13 protein-coding genes and 2 pseudogenes are annotated in these 15,512 nt (G+C 69.7%); 3 read left to right on the forward strand and 12 right to left on the reverse strand.

Annotation, left to right across the window (positions count from 1 at the left end; genetic code table 11):
- Nucleotides 1-477: 477 nt before the first annotated feature.
- Nucleotides 478-1,326, reverse strand: a complete 849-nt coding sequence (locus ABZV94_RS10935; RefSeq protein WP_356339506.1) for a helix-turn-helix transcriptional regulator — start codon at nucleotides 1,324-1,326, stop codon at nucleotides 478-480.
- Nucleotides 1,327-1,467: 141 nt separating this feature from the next.
- Between ABZV94_RS10935 and ABZV94_RS10940 the strand changes: the two genes are divergently transcribed.
- Nucleotides 1,468-2,322 (forward strand): NAD-dependent epimerase/dehydratase family protein, encoded by an 855-nt coding sequence (locus ABZV94_RS10940; RefSeq protein ID WP_356339508.1) that lies wholly within the window; start codon nucleotides 1,468-1,470, stop codon nucleotides 2,320-2,322.
- A 419-nt stretch (nucleotides 2,323-2,741) separates the two neighbouring features.
- On the opposite strand, the gene ABZV94_RS10945 is transcribed toward ABZV94_RS10940, so the two are convergent.
- Nucleotides 2,742-3,371 (reverse strand): helix-turn-helix domain-containing protein, encoded by a 630-nt coding sequence (locus tag ABZV94_RS10945; protein WP_356339510.1) that lies wholly within the window; start codon nucleotides 3,369-3,371, stop codon nucleotides 2,742-2,744.
- Nucleotides 3,372-3,509: 138 nt separating this feature from the next.
- On the opposite strand from ABZV94_RS10945, the gene ABZV94_RS10950 reads away from it, so the two are divergent.
- Both ABZV94_RS10950 and ABZV94_RS10955 read left to right on the forward strand, forming a co-directional pair.
- A complete protein-coding gene (locus ABZV94_RS10950) occupies nucleotides 3,510-4,499 on the forward strand; it encodes an alpha/beta hydrolase (protein WP_356339512.1) in 990 nt (329 codons plus the stop codon).
- Nucleotides 4,500-4,922: 423 nt separating this feature from the next.
- Nucleotides 4,923-5,744, forward strand: coding sequence for a DUF1963 domain-containing protein (locus ABZV94_RS10955; protein WP_356339513.1), 822 nt, complete (start codon nucleotides 4,923-4,925; stop codon nucleotides 5,742-5,744).
- 184 nt (nucleotides 5,745-5,928) lie between these two features.
- Here ABZV94_RS10955 and ABZV94_RS10960 read toward each other — a convergent pair.
- From ABZV94_RS10960 to ABZV94_RS11005, 10 genes and pseudogenes are all read right to left on the reverse strand, one after another.
- Nucleotides 5,929-6,039: pseudogene (locus ABZV94_RS10960) on the reverse strand (alpha/beta hydrolase); the annotation flags it as partial.
- 58 nt (nucleotides 6,040-6,097) lie between these two features.
- Nucleotides 6,098-6,319: pseudogene (locus tag ABZV94_RS10965) on the reverse strand (ATP-dependent DNA ligase); the annotation flags it as partial.
- 257 nt (nucleotides 6,320-6,576) lie between these two features.
- Nucleotides 6,577-7,452 carry a LysR substrate-binding domain-containing protein gene (locus tag ABZV94_RS10970; RefSeq protein ID WP_356339515.1) on the reverse strand — a complete coding sequence of 292 codons (876 nt, stop codon included), beginning with the start codon at nucleotides 7,450-7,452 and terminating at the stop codon, nucleotides 6,577-6,579.
- A gap of 1 nt (nucleotide 7,453) precedes the next feature.
- Nucleotides 7,454-8,653, reverse strand: a complete 1,200-nt coding sequence (locus tag ABZV94_RS10975; protein ID WP_356339517.1) for a low temperature requirement protein A — start codon at nucleotides 8,651-8,653, stop codon at nucleotides 7,454-7,456.
- Nucleotides 8,650-9,561 (reverse strand): SDR family oxidoreductase, encoded by a 912-nt coding sequence (locus ABZV94_RS10980; protein ID WP_356339519.1) that lies wholly within the window; start codon nucleotides 9,559-9,561, stop codon nucleotides 8,650-8,652. The genes ABZV94_RS10975 and ABZV94_RS10980 overlap by 4 nt, the downstream gene beginning before the upstream one ends.
- Nucleotides 9,562-9,621: 60 nt before the next feature.
- Nucleotides 9,622-9,936, reverse strand: coding sequence for a nuclear transport factor 2 family protein (locus tag ABZV94_RS10985; RefSeq protein ID WP_356339521.1), 315 nt, complete (start codon nucleotides 9,934-9,936; stop codon nucleotides 9,622-9,624).
- 94 nt (nucleotides 9,937-10,030) lie between these two features.
- Nucleotides 10,031-10,780 (reverse strand): SDR family oxidoreductase, encoded by a 750-nt coding sequence (locus ABZV94_RS10990; protein ID WP_356339523.1) that lies wholly within the window; start codon nucleotides 10,778-10,780, stop codon nucleotides 10,031-10,033.
- Between the two features lie 442 nt (nucleotides 10,781-11,222).
- The gene (locus tag ABZV94_RS10995) at nucleotides 11,223-13,064 is read right to left on the reverse strand and encodes a site-specific integrase (protein WP_356339524.1); all 1,842 of its coding nucleotides are present in this window, start codon (nucleotides 13,062-13,064) and stop codon (nucleotides 11,223-11,225) included.
- Between the two features lie 660 nt (nucleotides 13,065-13,724).
- Complete coding sequence (locus ABZV94_RS11000; protein ID WP_356339526.1) at nucleotides 13,725-14,102, reverse strand: RICIN domain-containing protein; 378 nt, start codon at nucleotides 14,100-14,102, stop codon at nucleotides 13,725-13,727.
- Nucleotides 14,103-14,383: 281 nt separating this feature from the next.
- Complete coding sequence (locus ABZV94_RS11005) at nucleotides 14,384-14,893, reverse strand: SUKH-4 family immunity protein (protein WP_356339528.1); 510 nt, start codon at nucleotides 14,891-14,893, stop codon at nucleotides 14,384-14,386.
- Nucleotides 14,894-15,512: the final 619 nt, after the last annotated feature.

The following is a 15,512-nucleotide window of genomic DNA, read 5'->3' on the forward strand; positions in this document are numbered from 1 at the left end:
CCGGGCGGCTTCGCAGGGTTCGGTCGGCCAGGGTGAGAGTGGTGAGGCCCAGGCTTACGCCCATCATGATCCAGGCGATGAGATGGATGCCGTGGTCGCTGACCTGGTGGTGGAAGACGATGCGCTTGGTGGCGAAGGAGGCGATCGAGCCGACCTACCCGCAGGTCCGCAGCAGACCGGCGGCGGTGCCGAGGACCGGCCGCCGCTGGGAGCCCAAGCGACTGCGACTGCGACTGCGGCTGTTCTCCGCCGCAGTCCAGCTCGTCACCACCGGCCGCCGAATATACCTACGCCTGGCCCGGCACCGGCCCTGGACCAACGTGATCACCAACGCCCTCGGCCAGTCGCTCGGCGTGGGCATCGGGCAGGCGCTTGAACGAGACGTTGTGCCGCTGCCGGCCCCGATGGCAGATCGTGGACGATGTGCGATGTGCGATATGCGGTGGGCAGGGAGGGCACTCGAAAACACGCTCGTGCTCAGGAGCCCGTCGGCGTCAGGTCCTGCAAGCCCACCACCCGCAGCAACTGCAAGCGCTCGTAGGACTCCGTGCCCGGGCGGGCCGTGTGGATGACGAGCTGCTGGTTGTGGTCGGAGTTGACGAGGATCTCGCAGTCGAGTTCGAGAATGCCGATCGCGGGGTGCCGGAAGCGTTTCGTGGAGGCGCGGCGTACGGCGACCTCGTGTTCGTCCCAGAGGCGTGCGAACTCCTCGCTCGTGGCGCGTAGTTCGGCGACGAGGGCGGCGGGTTCGGGGTCCGTGGGGCGGGCCGAGGCCACCGCTCGCAGGCCGGCCACCTGCTCGCGGGCGCGCTCCGGGCGGTCCTCGGGCGGGAACAGATCCTGGGCCGCCGGGTCCAGGAAGAAGCGGCGGATCATGTTGCGTCCTCGGGGCGGGCCGGCGAGGAGGTCTCCGCTCAGCGCCCGTGACATCGCGTTCTGGGCCAGGACCTCGCCGCAGTCGGTGGCCACGATCGCCGGGGTGTCATGCAGCCGGTCCAGCACCAGGAGCAGGCCCGGGCGCACGTGCGTACTGGTCTCCTCCCGGCGCGGCGGCTGTTCACCGGTGAGGTGGAAGAGATGGTTGCGTTCGTCCTCCGTCAGGCGCAGGGCGCGGGCCAGCGCGGTGAGCATCTGGCGGGACGGGCGCGGGCCCCGGGACTGTTCCAGCCGCGTGTAGTAGTCCACGGACATGCCGGCCAGCTGGGCCACCTCCTCGCGGCGCAGCCCCGGCGTACGGCGGCGGGCGCTGGCCGTGAGGCCCACGTCGGAGGGGGCCAGGCGGGCGCGAGCGCGGCGCAGGAAGTCGGCGAGTTCGGCTCGGTTCACCTCTCCAGGGTGCGCGAGGCCGGCCGGCTTATCCAGGGACTCCCGATCCTCTGATGAAGAGGTCTCTCCTCCTCGTCCCCGCATCCGCCGAGGCTGGTCATCAACGACAGGCGACACAGTGCGTGAGGTGAGGAGCACATCATGCTGACTTTGGTGACCGGTACGACGGGACAGGTCGGACGCCGCTTCGTGCCGAGGCTGCTGGCCCAGCAGCAGCCGGGCGAGCAGGTGCGCGTCCTTGTACGGGACGCTGCCCGCGGCGAGCGCTTCGCGGAGCTGGGCGCCCAGGTCGCCGTGGGAGACATGCGCGAGGAGGAGACACTCGGCAAGGCGCTCGCCGGCGTGGACGCCGTCGTGAACGTCGCCGCCTCCTTCCGCGGGGTGCCGGACGAGGAGGCATGGGCCGTCAATCGGGACGCCGCGGTGGCCCTGGGCCGCGCCGCGCAGGCCTTGGGTGTGGAGCGGTTCGTGCAGGTCAGCACGAACAACGTGTACGGCGTCGGACGGGGCCGCCCGCTGACCGAGGAGGACGAGAGCCGGCCGGGCGGCGCGATGTGGGGTGCCTATCCCGAGTCCAAGGCCGAGGCCGAGCGCGAACTGCTCGCGCTCAAGGGTCTGGACGTACGCATCGGACGGCTCCCCTTCGTCTACGGCGAAGGCGACCCGCACCTCGCCGACGTCCTGCACTGGGCTGCCCGCTGGGCACCGCACCAGCGCCTGCAGATGGCCCACCATGCGGACGTCGCCCAAGGCCTGATGCGCCTGCTGTACGCGCCGGGCATCGCCGGCCGGATCTACAACATCGCCGATGACGCCCCCGTCACGACGGTCGAGCTCTATCAGCTCAACGGCGTCGAGGTGCCCGTCGGGCTCCATGAGCTGACAGACCCCGACCCGTGGTTCGGGATCACGTCCAACCAGCGGATCCGTCGGGAACTCGGCTTCCGGCCGATCTACCCGAGCGTCTGGACGGCCCGGGACGCCGGAGCCCTGTGACGTCACCGGGCCGGGCCAGTCCACCCCTGTGATGCGCCCAACCACATTCCGGCTGCGGGGCGCAGAGGCGGTGACATCGACGCTGCTTCGCGGGCTGCTGGTGACAGATGGCGTGCCGTATCGGTGACCACCACTGTTCTTCGCCCCGACTGAAGCCGCAGTTCAGCGGATGCCGGTGGTGACATCTGCCGTGCTTCGGCTCGATCCGGCGGGCCGCCGCACAGCGCTCTGCCGGCGGCCCGGCGTCGTAGCCATCGTGCCGGCGATGCCCCCGAACGCAGCGGGATGGACGCTTCGTCCCCCGGACGGGGAAGCCGAATCGTTCCCCCTCCATCAGGTAGCTCACAGTGGCCGACGCGACTCCGGTGCGGGCCTCGTCCGGCGTCCCACCGACAAGGCACGCAGCTTGTCACAGCTGCTCACTCGGCAGCCTTTCTGCCACCAGTCCCGCGAGCAGCGGCTGGAGGGGTGCGCGGCCGTAGGCGCTCGCCCTGCGGTCCGAACATGACCAGGTACTCGACCGGACCGCTGGGGCTGGAGTTCGCCACCCCGTGCGGGGTGCGGGTGTCGAACTCGGTGACGTCCCCGGGTGTCAGGATGAGGTCTTGGTCGCCGAGCACCAGCCACAGTCGCCCGTACAGGACGCACAGCCACTCGTAGCCGTCGTGGGAGACCTGACGGGGCCGCGTGGGCGGGTCCTCGAGGGCGGGCAGGACGTGTTTGTGGGCGTGCAGGCCGCCGACGTACCGGGTGAGCGGCAGTACTGTCTTGTCGTCGCCGAAGCTCAGCGGCGCGGTGGCGCGCGGCTTGGCCGCGGGAGCGGGCGCCGTGCCGGCCAGCTCGTCCAGGGAGACGCCGTACTCCTTCGACAGTTGCAGCAGCACCTCCAGGGTGGGCTTGCGTCGGTCGGTCTCGATCCGGGACAGCGTGCTGGGCGAGATGCCGGTCGTGCAGCTGACACGGGCGAGCGTCGCGCCGTGGTGCTCGCGTGCGGCCCGCAACCGGGGCCCCATCGCGGCCAGTGTGCCGTCCACGTCGTCGACTGCCACCTGTCACGCTCCTTCTTGCCCTGCCGCCGCACCCCTCTGTCCTGCAAGGTTGCCAGAATGGCAAGGCCGGTCGCGTCGGCGGGTGCTGCGCCGCATGATCGATGGATAGCCGCGTCGCCGCAAACCGAGGAGAAGCCCATGCAGTTCGAGCCGACCGCCGAACTCCGCCACCGCACCGTGGAGGCCCCGGCCGGGCGTCTGCACCTGGTCGAGCAGGGCACCGGCTCGCTGGTCCTGCTCGTGCACGGCTTCCCCGAGTCCTGGTACTCCTGGCGCCGCCAGCTCCCGGCCCTCGCCGCGGCCGGCTACCGGGCGGTGGCGATCGACGTGCGAGGTTACGGCCGCTCCTCCAAGCCGGAGGCGACCGACGCCTACCGAATGCTCGATCTGGTAGAGGACAACGTCGCCGTCGTGCGTGCCCTCGGCGAGGAAAGCGCGGTGGTCGTCGGCCACGACTGGGGCTCCAACATCGCCGCCGCCTCCGCCCTGCTCCACCCCGAGGTCTTCCGCGCCGTCGGCCTGCTGAGCGTCCCCTACGCGCCGCCCGGCGGGCCCCGCCCCAGCGACATCTTCGGACAGATCGGCGGCCCCGAGCAGGAGTTCTACGTCTCCTACTTCCAGGAGCCCGGCCGCGCCGAGGCGGAGATCGAGCCCGACGTCCGGGGCTGGCTCTCGGGCTTCTACGCGGCCCTGTCCGCCGACACCATGCCCGCCCGGGGCGAGCCCGACCCGCACTTCGTCGCCCGCGGCGGCGGCCAGCTGCGCGACCGCTTCCCCGCCGGCCCGCTCCCGGCCTGGTTGAGCGAGGAGGACCTCGACGTCTACGCCGGGGAGTTCGAGCGCACCGGCCTGACCGGCGCACTCAACCGATACCGCAACATGGACCGGGACTGGGAAGACCTCGCCCCGCACCGCGGAGCCCCGATCAAGCAGCCGTCCCTGTTCGTCGGCGGCGCCCTGGACGCCTCCACCACCTGGATGTCCGACGCCATCGACGCCCACCCCACCACCCTCCCCGGCCTGTCGGCCTCCCACCTCCTGGACGGCTGCGGCCACTGGATCCAGCAGGAGCGCCCCGACGAGGTCAACCGCCTGCTGACCGACTGGCTCGCCACCCTCCAGGGCTGAACCAGGCAATCCAGGCGTATCAGTCCGCGCACTGGCGCGGTGCCCGAGGCGGCAGCGGCGGCACCGGAGCTGTGATGTACGGAGTGCGGGTCGGCTGCCGGAGACGGAGAACCGCGTGGGCTTGTCAGCATCGTCGAGGAGCCCGGCCCGCATCAGGACCGGGCGGATGGCCAGCGTGCGGATTCGAGGCACGGGCAGCGAATCGCTCGGCGGCTTCCAGCCGGATCCGCTCGCAAAACACCTGCCGTCCGGGCGTCAGCCCGCCACCCTGCGGATACCTCACACCACCGGCATACCGCGTCGATCACACATCGTCAGTCCCCGCCGACATCACGTTTCGAAGGTCAGGAGCGCCACATTGTCTCTCCCTGCAGCGAGTTCGGTCCTGCCGATGGCCTCGCACAACCCCGTTAGGGTGGGCCGGTGACCGACGCGAGCGTGGACAGAATGAACCGCTTCCGGGCCGAGGCGGCATCCCGGGGTCTGCCGTCGGAGGAGGTGGAGGAATGGATACGTGTCGCCCGCCCGGCGGTGTACTTGGCGGAGGGCGGTGACGGTCCCCTCGTGGCCCGGGTCGGCGGCGACCCCCTGCTGCCGCACGGCACCCCGAGGCCGTCCGAGCCCTTCGTGGCCTCCGTCGACCTCGCGGCTCTCCCGCCGGGCGCCACCGGCCTCCCGCTCCCCGCCGACGGCCACTTGCTCCTCTTCTCCGGCACCGATGTCCACGGCATCGGGGGACAGGTGTCCGACGCGGTGCTGTACGTCCCCGCCGGGACCCCGGCAACTCCGAGCCCCCTCGAACACAGCTGGCGCGAGCCGTACCGTCCGCGTGAGCTCCGCACGGTCTGGCATCAGCCGAGCGCGCAGATGCCGGAGAGCTTCGCCCTCGACAGATGGGGCGAGTTCCCCGAGGACGAGCAGTTCGAACTCGCCGATGAACTCGCCGACGCCTGGGCAGACGTGGGCGGCTACCGTCCTTCCTGGGCCTTGCAGATCGGCGGCCACCCGGTCTCGCCCCAGAACGACCCCGTCCACTACGCCCGTGATCCCGAGGAGGCCGGCTCCCCCGAGCAGGGCGGTACGGCCCACGGAGCGGGCGCCGACGACTGGGCTCTCCTGGCCACCTGGAGGTGCGGCGACGACGTCACGGAACTGGATTCCGGCGTGGCCCACTGGGTGGTCCGCCGCAGGGACGTGGCGGCCCGGCGCTTCGACCGGGTCCACCACTACGTCGAAATGGCCTGACCGTGTGGGACGGGGACGGCCGGTTCCCCGGGGCTCATCAGCGGCCCTCCCCGCCCACGCCCGGTCCGTTGCTGAACGTCGGTGCTGTTCCCCGGGCCGCGGCAGCGGCCGTAGGGAAGCGGGCTGGTCGGCGGTCGCCGGATCGCGGAGCTCGCCCGCTGCCGCCGTGGCCCGGTCGGCGGGCTCAGCGGAGCAGCAGGTCGCGGATCGCCTGCGTGATCTCGTCGGGCGCCTCCTCCGCCATGAAGTGTCCGGCCCTCGTGAGCCGGTGGTCCAGGTCCGGCGACACCGACCGCGGTCCACTCCGTCAGCCACTCGCGGACGGTGGCCGGGTCGGTGGTGGACGGACACAGCGTCCACGGCGACGTCAGCCGGTGCTCGGCGAACAGCCGCTCCAGAGCCGCCCTGCGACGCCGGTAGGGCCACCTGGTCGTGTCGGTGCCCGCCAGCCGCAACAGGTCGAAGGCGACGAAGTGGGCGGGCCACCGCCGGGCGGGGAGGTCGGCGCCGGCACCGCGCCGATTGGAACGCTGCCGTAGCCGCTCGAAGGCCGGCCGTCCGGACTCCCACACCACCAGTTCCCCGTCCAGCGCCGTGGCGTCCGGCAGCTACGCGGCGGCGGAGCGCACCTCCGGGAAAGAGGCCGCGAGTTCGGATCTCTTGCGTGAGCGCAGCACCAGCCGCCCGGCGTCCCGGCTCAGCAGTGGGGGCCCCATCGGTCAAGGTACCGCGGCGCTTTTCCGGTGTCGGTGACGAAGACGCCATGAGCCCGAAATGAGTTCATGAAACGTCCTGGACGGCTCCGACGGCGGAATCGGCCGACGGCGTGTGATCACAGGGTGGCGGTGGTGAGGAACGCGTCTCTGGCTGGGCTGGTGGCCCAGGGGGAGTGCAGGGCGTGCAGGGGCACGTACAGGGGTGGGTCGAGGGCGAGGATGCGTACGGCGCCGCCGGCGGCGGGGCCGGGCGGTGTGGTGACAAAGGCGCAGCGGTCGGTGCCGATGACGGCGGTGACGGGCGGGGTGCCCTGCAGGGTGGTGCGGTCGGTGCGGGGCTCGAATCCTGCCGCGCGGCAGTGGCTGATCAGCAGATCGGTGTATCCGGAGTAGCCGGGGTGGCCCCAGACGATGAAGTGCTGGTCGGCGAGTTCGGACAGTGCCACGGACGTGCGTGTGGCTAGGGGGTGGTCGGCGGGGACCGCGATGTTGAGGCGTTGGTGGCCCAGGGTGGTGCGGGTCAGTCCGTGCGGCGGGGTCATCGCCCGGCACAGTCCGATGTCGAGGTCTCCGGTCAGAAGGGCAGCGGTCAGCTCGTGTGGGTAGCGTTGGTTGACGTCGGTGGCCAGCTGGGGGTGGACGGCACCCACCTGCCGCAGCAGGGCGATGACCTCCTCCCCGGTGACGGCCGGGGTGTGGCCGAGCCGCAGCAGTTCCTTCTCGCCGCGGCCGATGCGGCGGGCGCGCTGGAGGGCGGAGCGTGCCGTGCCGCGCAGTACGCGGGCGTCCTCGACCAGGGCGGTGCCGGCGGGCAGCAGGGATACGCCGGTGGCGGTGCGCTCCAGCAGGGGTACGCCCACTTCGCGTTCCAGGACGCGGATGGAGGTGGACAGAGCCTGCTGGGACAGGTGCAGGCGGGCGGCGGCGCGGGTGATGCTGCCCTCCTCGGCCACCGCGATAAGGTGCTCCAGTTTGTTCAGGTCCAGGCCCACCTCAGCTCATCCTCCTGCGGTGGCGGTAGACGGCGAGGTTCGCCGTCAGTGTCGCGGCGACGGTCAGGCCCATGCCCAGCACCGCAGGCCCGATGCCCAGTGCGGGTGCGGCGAAGGCGAGAGCCAGCACCGCGAGGGCACCGGCCGCGACGAGCAGGCCGTGCCCGACGGCGCCGGTGCCGGTCATGCGGTGCAGGACGCCGAGCAGTACCAGCGCGATCACCACGGGGACAGCCGCAGTCAGGGCGGCGGCCTGGACGGACAGGTGCGCGTGGTGCTCGGTGGCGTCCAGTGCGGTTTCCAGGCCGACGCCGATGGCGGCCAGGGCCGCGAAGACGCCGTAGTGCCCGTAACCCCAGACCAGGGCGGTGCGCAGGCTGGTCAGCGCGGCGTCGCTGCCGGTGAAGTAGATCCACCACAGCGCGAAGACGAGCAGCAGCCCGCCCACCGCGATCAGCACGACGGGCTCGGACAGGCCATGGCCGGTCACCGCGGACTGCACAGCCACCAGTGAGGCGAGGATGACCTCGCCGAGGACGATGATCGTGAAGCAGCTGTAGCGTTCGGCGATGTGTCCCGGATGCCAGCTGGTGGCGCTGCCCCGGAACTCCGCCCAGGCCGGCACCGCGAGCTCGGCCGCCACCAGCACGACGAACGTGGCCGGCGCCCACACGCCCGGCGCCCACAGCCGGGCGACCCATGCGGCCTGGACGACGGCGATCCCCGCCGCGTAACGCAGCGCTCCCGGTCGGCCCTCGGGATGCTCGATGGCGGCCCGCAGCCACTGGGAGATCATCGCCAGGCGCATGACGACGTACCCGGCGACGACGAGGGTGAAGTCGCCGTCGAACGCCGCGCGGACCCCGGCGGCCAGGACCAGGACACCGCCCATCTGCAGCAGGGTCAGCAGCCGGTAGGGCACGTCATCGGTGTCGTAGGCGGAAGCGAACCAGGAGAAGTTCATCCAGGCCCACCAGATCGCAAAAAAGACGGCGGCATAGCCCAGCAGCCCGGAGGCGACATGGCCTTCGGCCAGGGCGTGGTGGAGCTGGGCCGCGGCCTGCGAGACCGCGACCACGAACGTCAGGTCGAACAAAAGCTCCAGCGGGGTGGAGGCACGGTGCTCCTCGCCGGGATCCCGACCGCGCATCACCCGCCGCAGCAGCCCGCCCCGCTCCACCGCATTGTCACCACTGCTCATCGGGTCTCTTTCGAGACAGTGCTGCGCGGGGTCAGCAGATCAGCCAGGCCCAGGCGCTCCAGCAGTACGGCTTGCAGGGCATCGGCGGTGTCGTTGATCTCTTCGGCGCCGTCGTGGAGGAAGTCCACCATCGGCCGCGATCGGGGCCGGCTCCCCGCAGGCAGACCCACGATGCGGGTGATCTCGTCCGCCACGGCCTGCGGATGCGCGCCGGGAGGGGCCATCGCCTGCAGGGCTGCGGTGACCGTCTCTGTCATGCCCGCGAGTTCCTTGTAGGCGTCCGCAGTGGTGGTGTCGGCCGGATGGGTGGCCTTGGGGAAGTGCTCGGTGCCGGTGGTGAACGCACCAGGCATCACGGTAACCACCTCGATGCCGTACCGGGCGACCTCGAAGCGCACGGCCTGGGCGAGGGTGTCGAAGGCGGCCTTGACCGCGCAGTACGGGCCGAGCAACGGGTAGATCATGCGGCTGGTCGTGGACCCCACGTACACCAGCAGCCCGGCCCGGTCCTGCCGCATGCGCGGCAGGACCGCACGGTTGACCCGGTGCGCTCCCAAGACGTTGGTATCGAACAGCGCGGCCAGCTGCTCGGGCGTGAACGCTTCGGCGGGGCCGACGGTCATGTGCCCGACGTTGTGCACCACCACATCGATGTGGCCGTGCGCGGCAAGGAGCCGGCCCTCGGCCTCGCCGACCGATTCCTGGTCGCAGCCATCCAGCTCCGTCACCCGCAGATCCACCCCGTTGTCTTGTGCGTACTGTTGTACGGCGGCGGCGTTTGCTGCATTGTGGCCGGCCACATCGCGCATGCTCGCGTACACCGTGTGCCCGGCGCCTGCGAGTGTCTGGGCGGTCAGGCGGCCGATGCCGGTGGACGCACCGGTCACCAGAACAATCAGCTGTGACATGGCAGCTCCTAAAAGTGCCAAGAAGGAGTGGCCGGCGACGGCCCGGCGGAGAGCCAGTGGTCAGGCTTGTCCGGTCTCGAAGCGGCTGACGCGGCCCCCGGAGACGGTGAAGACCCACCGGGTGCGCATGCTGCCCCAGGTCGAGTTGGTGTAGGTGGCCATCAGGGTACGGCCGTCGGCCGAGACGTCCTCGACGTCCATGCGGCCGTTCGAGGAGAAGATCTCGCGCTCCGCCCAGGCTCGCAGGTCCCGGTCGGTGCCGTCGTCGGACATCGTGGCGTCATCGGTGAGCGCGGCGAAGAACGCCTCCCGGTCGCCCGCGTTGACCGCGGCGACGAACGCGGCCACCGCGGGATCGGTCAGCTCGGCAGACATCTCTTGTCTCCTGCGTGGCGGAGTCGGATACGGGTCGCTCCCGCCCCGGGCCGGCCGCACCCACATAGTCGCGGCCGGCACTGGTGGTGCGGGCTTATCGGGTGGTGTAGCCGCCGTTGGCGAACAGCGTCTGGCCGGTGATCCACCAGCCCTCGGTGGCCAGGAACCTGATCAGCGGGACGATGTCCTCGATGTGGGTGAGCTGGTTGCCCATGGCCTGCGACTTGTGGAACTGAACCCGCTCCGGGGTCTCCTGGCCGTAGAAGAACGGCGTGTCCATCGGCCCTGGCGCCACTACGTTCACGGAGATGGACCGGTCGGCGAATTCCTTGGCCGCCGCCCGGGTGAAGTGCTCCAGCGGCGCCTTGCCGCCCGCGTAGGTGGAGTAGCCGTCGGTGAAGGCGGCCAGCAGGGACGTGCCCAGGCTGATGATCTTGCCGTGGTCGTTCAGGCGGCGCCCAGCCTCCTGGATGAAGAAGTACCCCGCCTTGGCGTTGATGCCGAACATGCGGTCGTACTCTTCCTCAGTGGTCTCCAGGATCGGCTTGCGCAGCACCATCCCGGTCGCGTTCACCGCGACGTCGACGCCGCCGTAGGTGTCCACTGCGGTGTCGAACAGCCGACGCACGTTCGCGACGTCCGTCAGGTCCCCCTGGACGGACACCGCCTGCCCGCCGGCGTCCTGGATGGCCTGGACGGTCTCCTCGGCCTCCTTCTCCGCTGTGTGGTAGTGCACCACCACCTTGGCCCCGGCCTCGGCGAACGTCCTGCTGAGCAGCCCGCCCAGGTTCTTCTCGCCCCCGCCGATGACCGCGACCTTGTCCTTCAGCGTGTACTCGGCCATGTCCAGCACCTCCTCGTCTCAGCGATCAGTGACCTGCTTGATCACTTCCACTCACGAGGCTAGGAGGACATACCGGACACAGGCCAACACAACCTATGTGTAGTCCCACAAACGCCGTCGATACCTGCTGGTCACACCGTGCATCCCAGCGTTGCGGGATCTGTGGACCACTGGCCTGTCGGCCCGAGGCTGGTTCCATGCCACCTTCACTCGCGTGTGGCGTGTGCTCGGTCGAGCGGGATGACGACGGCTGAGCGTTGGGTGATCTGCTCGCGCAGGGCATGTTCTCCGCGAGCAGGCTGCGATGACCGTGGCGGCGGCGTCGACTTCGTCCTGGAGTCGTTGTCGCTCGTTTCGGTTGTCTCGCAGTCGGCGGCGAAGACGGGCGATCTCCGCGGCCTGGGCTTGGTGGTGTTTGCTTGCCGTGCTCTGGCTGAGGTGGTTATCCCAGTCGACGAGCACTGCGGTTGCCCGGTTCATCGTGGCCCGGCTGACGCCTGCCTCCCGCCAGAGGTTCTGCTTGGTGAGCTTTCCGTCGGTACGCATGAGCTTTCCGTCGGTACGCAGGGGCCGACCAGTGAAGAGCCGTTCCATGGCCTCTCGAAGGGCCTTCTCGGCCGTGACGGAGAGACCGGGCCGGGCGGGAGAGGTCATGATTCTCCTGCCTTGGTGAGCGCGATTCGACATCTCGGATCTGCTGGTCGATCAGGGCTCTGCGGTTCGCCGGGAGTGCGGGAAGGCTCCGCAGTTTGGTCAGGGACGCGTGCTCGGCCTGCCAGATCGGCAGGTGTTCCGGCGCGATGATGCTGTTGCTGCAGCGTGCGGGCTGGCAGCGGTCGATGAGTGGGCCTCGGTGTCCAGGGGGCACGACGGCGTCTTCGAGGCACTTCGCGCCGACGGGGTTGTTCTCGTCCAGGGTGCAGTGGTTGAGCTTTCCGAACCGGATCGACAGGTGCGTGCGCTTGAGCAGGCCGTGTTCGACGCGAACGTCCCCTCGCTGGGCCTTTCCGTTCGCTCGGAGGGCTTCGGCCTTCTCCCGGACGGCAGCGAAGGCCGAACGCATCTGGTCAGCGCCGGGCCCGAAGCCGATGGCCTCGCCGCGGCTGTCGGCGTCGAAGGCGAAGGTGTGCCGAAGGTCGTGGTAGACCCAGCACCGCCTGGGCAGCACCGGCCCGTGCCGGTCGCCGGCCCACGCCTTCATCCGGTCCCAGGCCCTCCACCGGATCTTGTCCCAAGCCGAGAAGGTGAGCATCCTGCCGCCCTGACCGATGAACAGCGCCAGCGGATCGAGGCCGTCACCGGTCTCCACCACCGCCAGACGCCGAAGGTCCGGCTTCATGTTCTTGACCGTGCGCGTGATCGTCCGGCCGTCGAGTACCCCGCGGACCCTCGTGCCGTCGGCCTCCAGTCGCTGGATCACAAACAGCTCTCGGTGCCGCCGTCGAAGTGATCGCTGGGCCTTCGCCACGATCTCCGGACGTTCGAGCAGCAGGTAGGGACCGAGCACTTCCATCGGGTCCGGCGCGACATAGGCCGAGCGCGGCCGTCCGAACTTGGCGCAAGCCTTCAGCTCGACGTCCGCGAACGCCGGCCGCCGGCCATCCACCAGACCGAGCTCGGGCAGGAGCAAGGTGGACCACTCCTGGATGCGCATCCCCGTCATCAGCGCCAGCTCGCAGGCGGCGCGGTTTCGGTGAGGCCGCCAACCCCGGAACGAGACATCCAGTCCGGCGTCCGGAGTCAGTCCTCCGAATCCGACGTCCCTCAGGTAGAGGTACTGATCGAGCTCCATGTGCCGAAAGCGCAGGTCAGGGCGGACTCTGCTGGCGAGGTTGGAACCTTGCGGTGTCGCCCGCCAGGGCTGCCGGGCAACGACACCGATCCGGATCAGATACCGGTAAGGAGACTCGATGGCGGCCCAGTCCCGGTCCCACGCGGCGTCACCGACCACCTCCTCCGCCTCGTCCTGCCGCCACAGACGAAACTCCCGAAGCTCGGTCTCCGTGACCGACTGCAGATCCGTCCCACGGGCCAGCAGGAAGTGCAGCAGCATCAGCACGGAGTACGCGTACGACCGCATCGTCTTCGCGTCCTTGCGTTCCAGCGCCAGCGACCGGAACCACGACGACACCGGCTCGACCGGGCGCATCGCTTCATCCAGCAGGATCGGCGTACCCGGAGGCGCCGGACGCCGGGCGAACAGAGCTGACAGCTCTGAACGACTCAGCCCCGCGACCTGGCCGACCTTCCAGACCTTCCGCTGGTCGGTGAAGAACAGTTGCACGCGACCACCCCACAGGCATCGTCACCACTCCGGCAACCTGCAGTCTTCCGGCACCAGTCGGAGCTGTGCAGGGAGATGCTGCGGCCTCACTCGGATGAGACAACTTCAAGTGTCTGGAGAACCGTCGAACTTCGCCTCGGCCGCCCACAGCTGGGGCAGGGTTCGGGTCGGACACGGGGGCGGCGAGCATCGGCTCCGGCAGCGTCCAGGTCATGACGCATGCCTTCCACCGGAAGCTGTACCCGATCGGTCGCTGATGCTGGTCGCCTGGGCGCCGCGCTCGGCGCCTAGGATCCGTTCCCGTGACAGAGGTCCCCGATGAGTGGGTCGAGCTGGAACGATCCGCCGAGGAAGCACGCGCGAAGCTCGTGGGCCTCACTGGTGACGACCTATGAGGCCCAGTGGCGTCGATGACGCGACGCGGCCGAGGCCGTACAAGGGGCCGTCACCACGCACGCCGAAGAGCCACCGGGGCCGGCCGGTACGAGGTGGAACAGGCCGTAAAGAGGCCGTCCGGTACCCCCACGAGGATCCAGCCGACGAGTAGCCGACCCGGGAGCCATCCCGGGCTACCGACGAAGTGGGCCGTCCCAGGTGATGAAACGCAGTCGGTTTGGCGGGCCCCATCGGTGCTGTATGCGATCCTGTCGGCGCCGACGCTCAGGGACGTGGCTCTGTCCACATGTACCAGACCTGCGACTCACCGCCGGAACAGATGGGCAGGTTGACTCGGTCGTTGGTCATCCGCCCCAGACAGTTGAATGGGTAGTAGTCGTTGTTGATCGACAGCGTCGGGCCCGCCACGTGCCAGAAGGCCGCCGGGTCGGCCGCGTTGCATGCCCGCATCGCCGGCTGCCCGCTGCGCACCGTCAGGCACAAGCCGCTCGCCCTCTGGCGCAGCGCCGTTTTCGGGACGTCCGGGTCGAAGTACCACGTCTGGTAGGTGCTGCCGTTACAGCCGGTGACGTATACGCCCCAGTCCGCTCGGTAGTCCAGGCACGCCTTGGGACCCGCGTAAACGGTCCACGTTCCCGCCACCGCCGTAGCGTTCGCGGGTGTGCAGCTCAAGGCCCACACGAATCCTGTTGCCACCACAGCCGCAAGCCACCTCGAAAGCACAGCGAATCCCGCCCCTCTGGCTACACAACCGGGCGGCCAGCATAGAAGCCCTGACCCGCCGAGTAGGTCGGAACTGGCGAATTGCATACGGGTGACCGTGCTGCGACGCGAGGGTGCCGCGGACGCGGTTCGTAGACGGCTGCACCGCTGACCAGGGCCTGAGCCCTGGATGGCTGATCGGCGCCGGGGCCGATCCGGGATCACGCTTCCCAGTCCGCATAGTCTCCGATCGCCACGTCGTCGCAGAAGGTCTCCCAGAACCCATCGCCCGCGAGGGCAGTGGCGTCGATGCCGGAGATGAGCTCGCGCAGCTCTTCCGCCACCTCCTCGAACCCCTCCTCGTCGTCCTCCGCGTAGAACGGGAAGAGTGCGATCACAGCCGCAACGCATCGGTTAAAGGAGGCGAGGTCACTGTTGACGCGATTCACCCTCGATGACCCGATATAGGGTATATGCACTATGCGCCCGCTGGCCACATCGATGGCGATGCGTTCGAACAGGCCACTCGTCGCGATGGCGACCACCCCCCGTTCACCGATCCCCCCGAAGTGCGCCGGCTCGCTCAGCGGCCGGTACTCGTACCCGATCAACCCGCCTGGGATGCCGGTTGTCCTGAGGTCGACGGCGATCTCGGTGGGCACCTCGGGTGGCAGCTCGATGGCGATCAAGGCGAACTCGGGCTTCGGCAACGGCGGCAGGGGATGGCTCACGGGAGGATCCTCTCTCGATGACTGCTTGGGGGCACCAGACCGTGCAGCTGCCGCCGACGAGGGTGTGCCAAAGCACGGTAGTTGTCACCATAGGCATCCGCTGACCTGCGGCTTCAGTGGGACAGAGCATGGTGGTTGTCACCGGTGCGGCGTGCTACCTGTCACCAGTGGCAAGCGAAGCAGGGGCGATGTCACCGCGTTCGGCTTCTGGTGGGCAGGGTGCCGGGCGGCGGCCTGCCCTCGGCGATCACGGGCCCTATTTCGCGCGTTCTGCGCGAACCCCGCCTCTACGATCACCTGGTACGACTGCTGGAGGGGCGGGAATGCTTGAGGACATCGGGGACGGGACAGCGGCAGCGACGCGGCTCGCGGGAGGCGCGCCGCTTCACGGCACGCTTGATGTCGCCGACCCTGCTGACTGGCTCGCGCTGGACGCAGGAGTGCGTGAGGTGGCCTGGTGCCGCACGCAGGTCCTGCCGGGATGGGAGGACTCCGCCCCATTGCCCGCCGACCTGACTCAGCTCGAGGTTGTCCCGTATGGGGTGTGAGTTATCGAGTGAGGGCCAGGTTGTGGAGCCTGGCGATGCCGAGCATCGCCTGGTGAACGCCGTGGCCTTTG

Source organism: Streptomyces sp. NPDC004658, assembly GCF_040609555.1.
In the GTDB taxonomy this organism is placed as follows: domain Bacteria; phylum Actinomycetota; class Actinomycetes; order Streptomycetales; family Streptomycetaceae; genus Streptomyces.

Excerpts from the sequence above, each read along its gene's own strand:
- ABZV94_RS10940 (WP_356339508.1), top strand. The coding sequence starts at position 1,468 with ATGCTGACTTTGGTGACCGGTACGACGGGACAGGTCGGACGCCGCTTC.
- ABZV94_RS10950 (WP_356339512.1), top strand. The coding sequence starts at position 3,510 with ATGCAGTTCGAGCCGACCGCCGAACTCCGCCACCGCACCGTGGAGGCC.
- ABZV94_RS10975 (WP_356339517.1), bottom strand. The coding sequence starts at position 8,653 with ATGAGCAGTGGTGACAATGCGGTGGAGCGGGGCGGGCTGCTGCGGCGG.
- ABZV94_RS10980 (WP_356339519.1), bottom strand. The coding sequence starts at position 9,561 with ATGTCACAGCTGATTGTTCTGGTGACCGGTGCGTCCACCGGCATCGGC.
- ABZV94_RS10985 (WP_356339521.1), bottom strand. The coding sequence starts at position 9,936 with ATGTCTGCCGAGCTGACCGATCCCGCGGTGGCCGCGTTCGTCGCCGCG.
- ABZV94_RS10990 (WP_356339523.1), bottom strand. The coding sequence starts at position 10,780 with ATGGCCGAGTACACGCTGAAGGACAAGGTCGCGGTCATCGGCGGGGGC.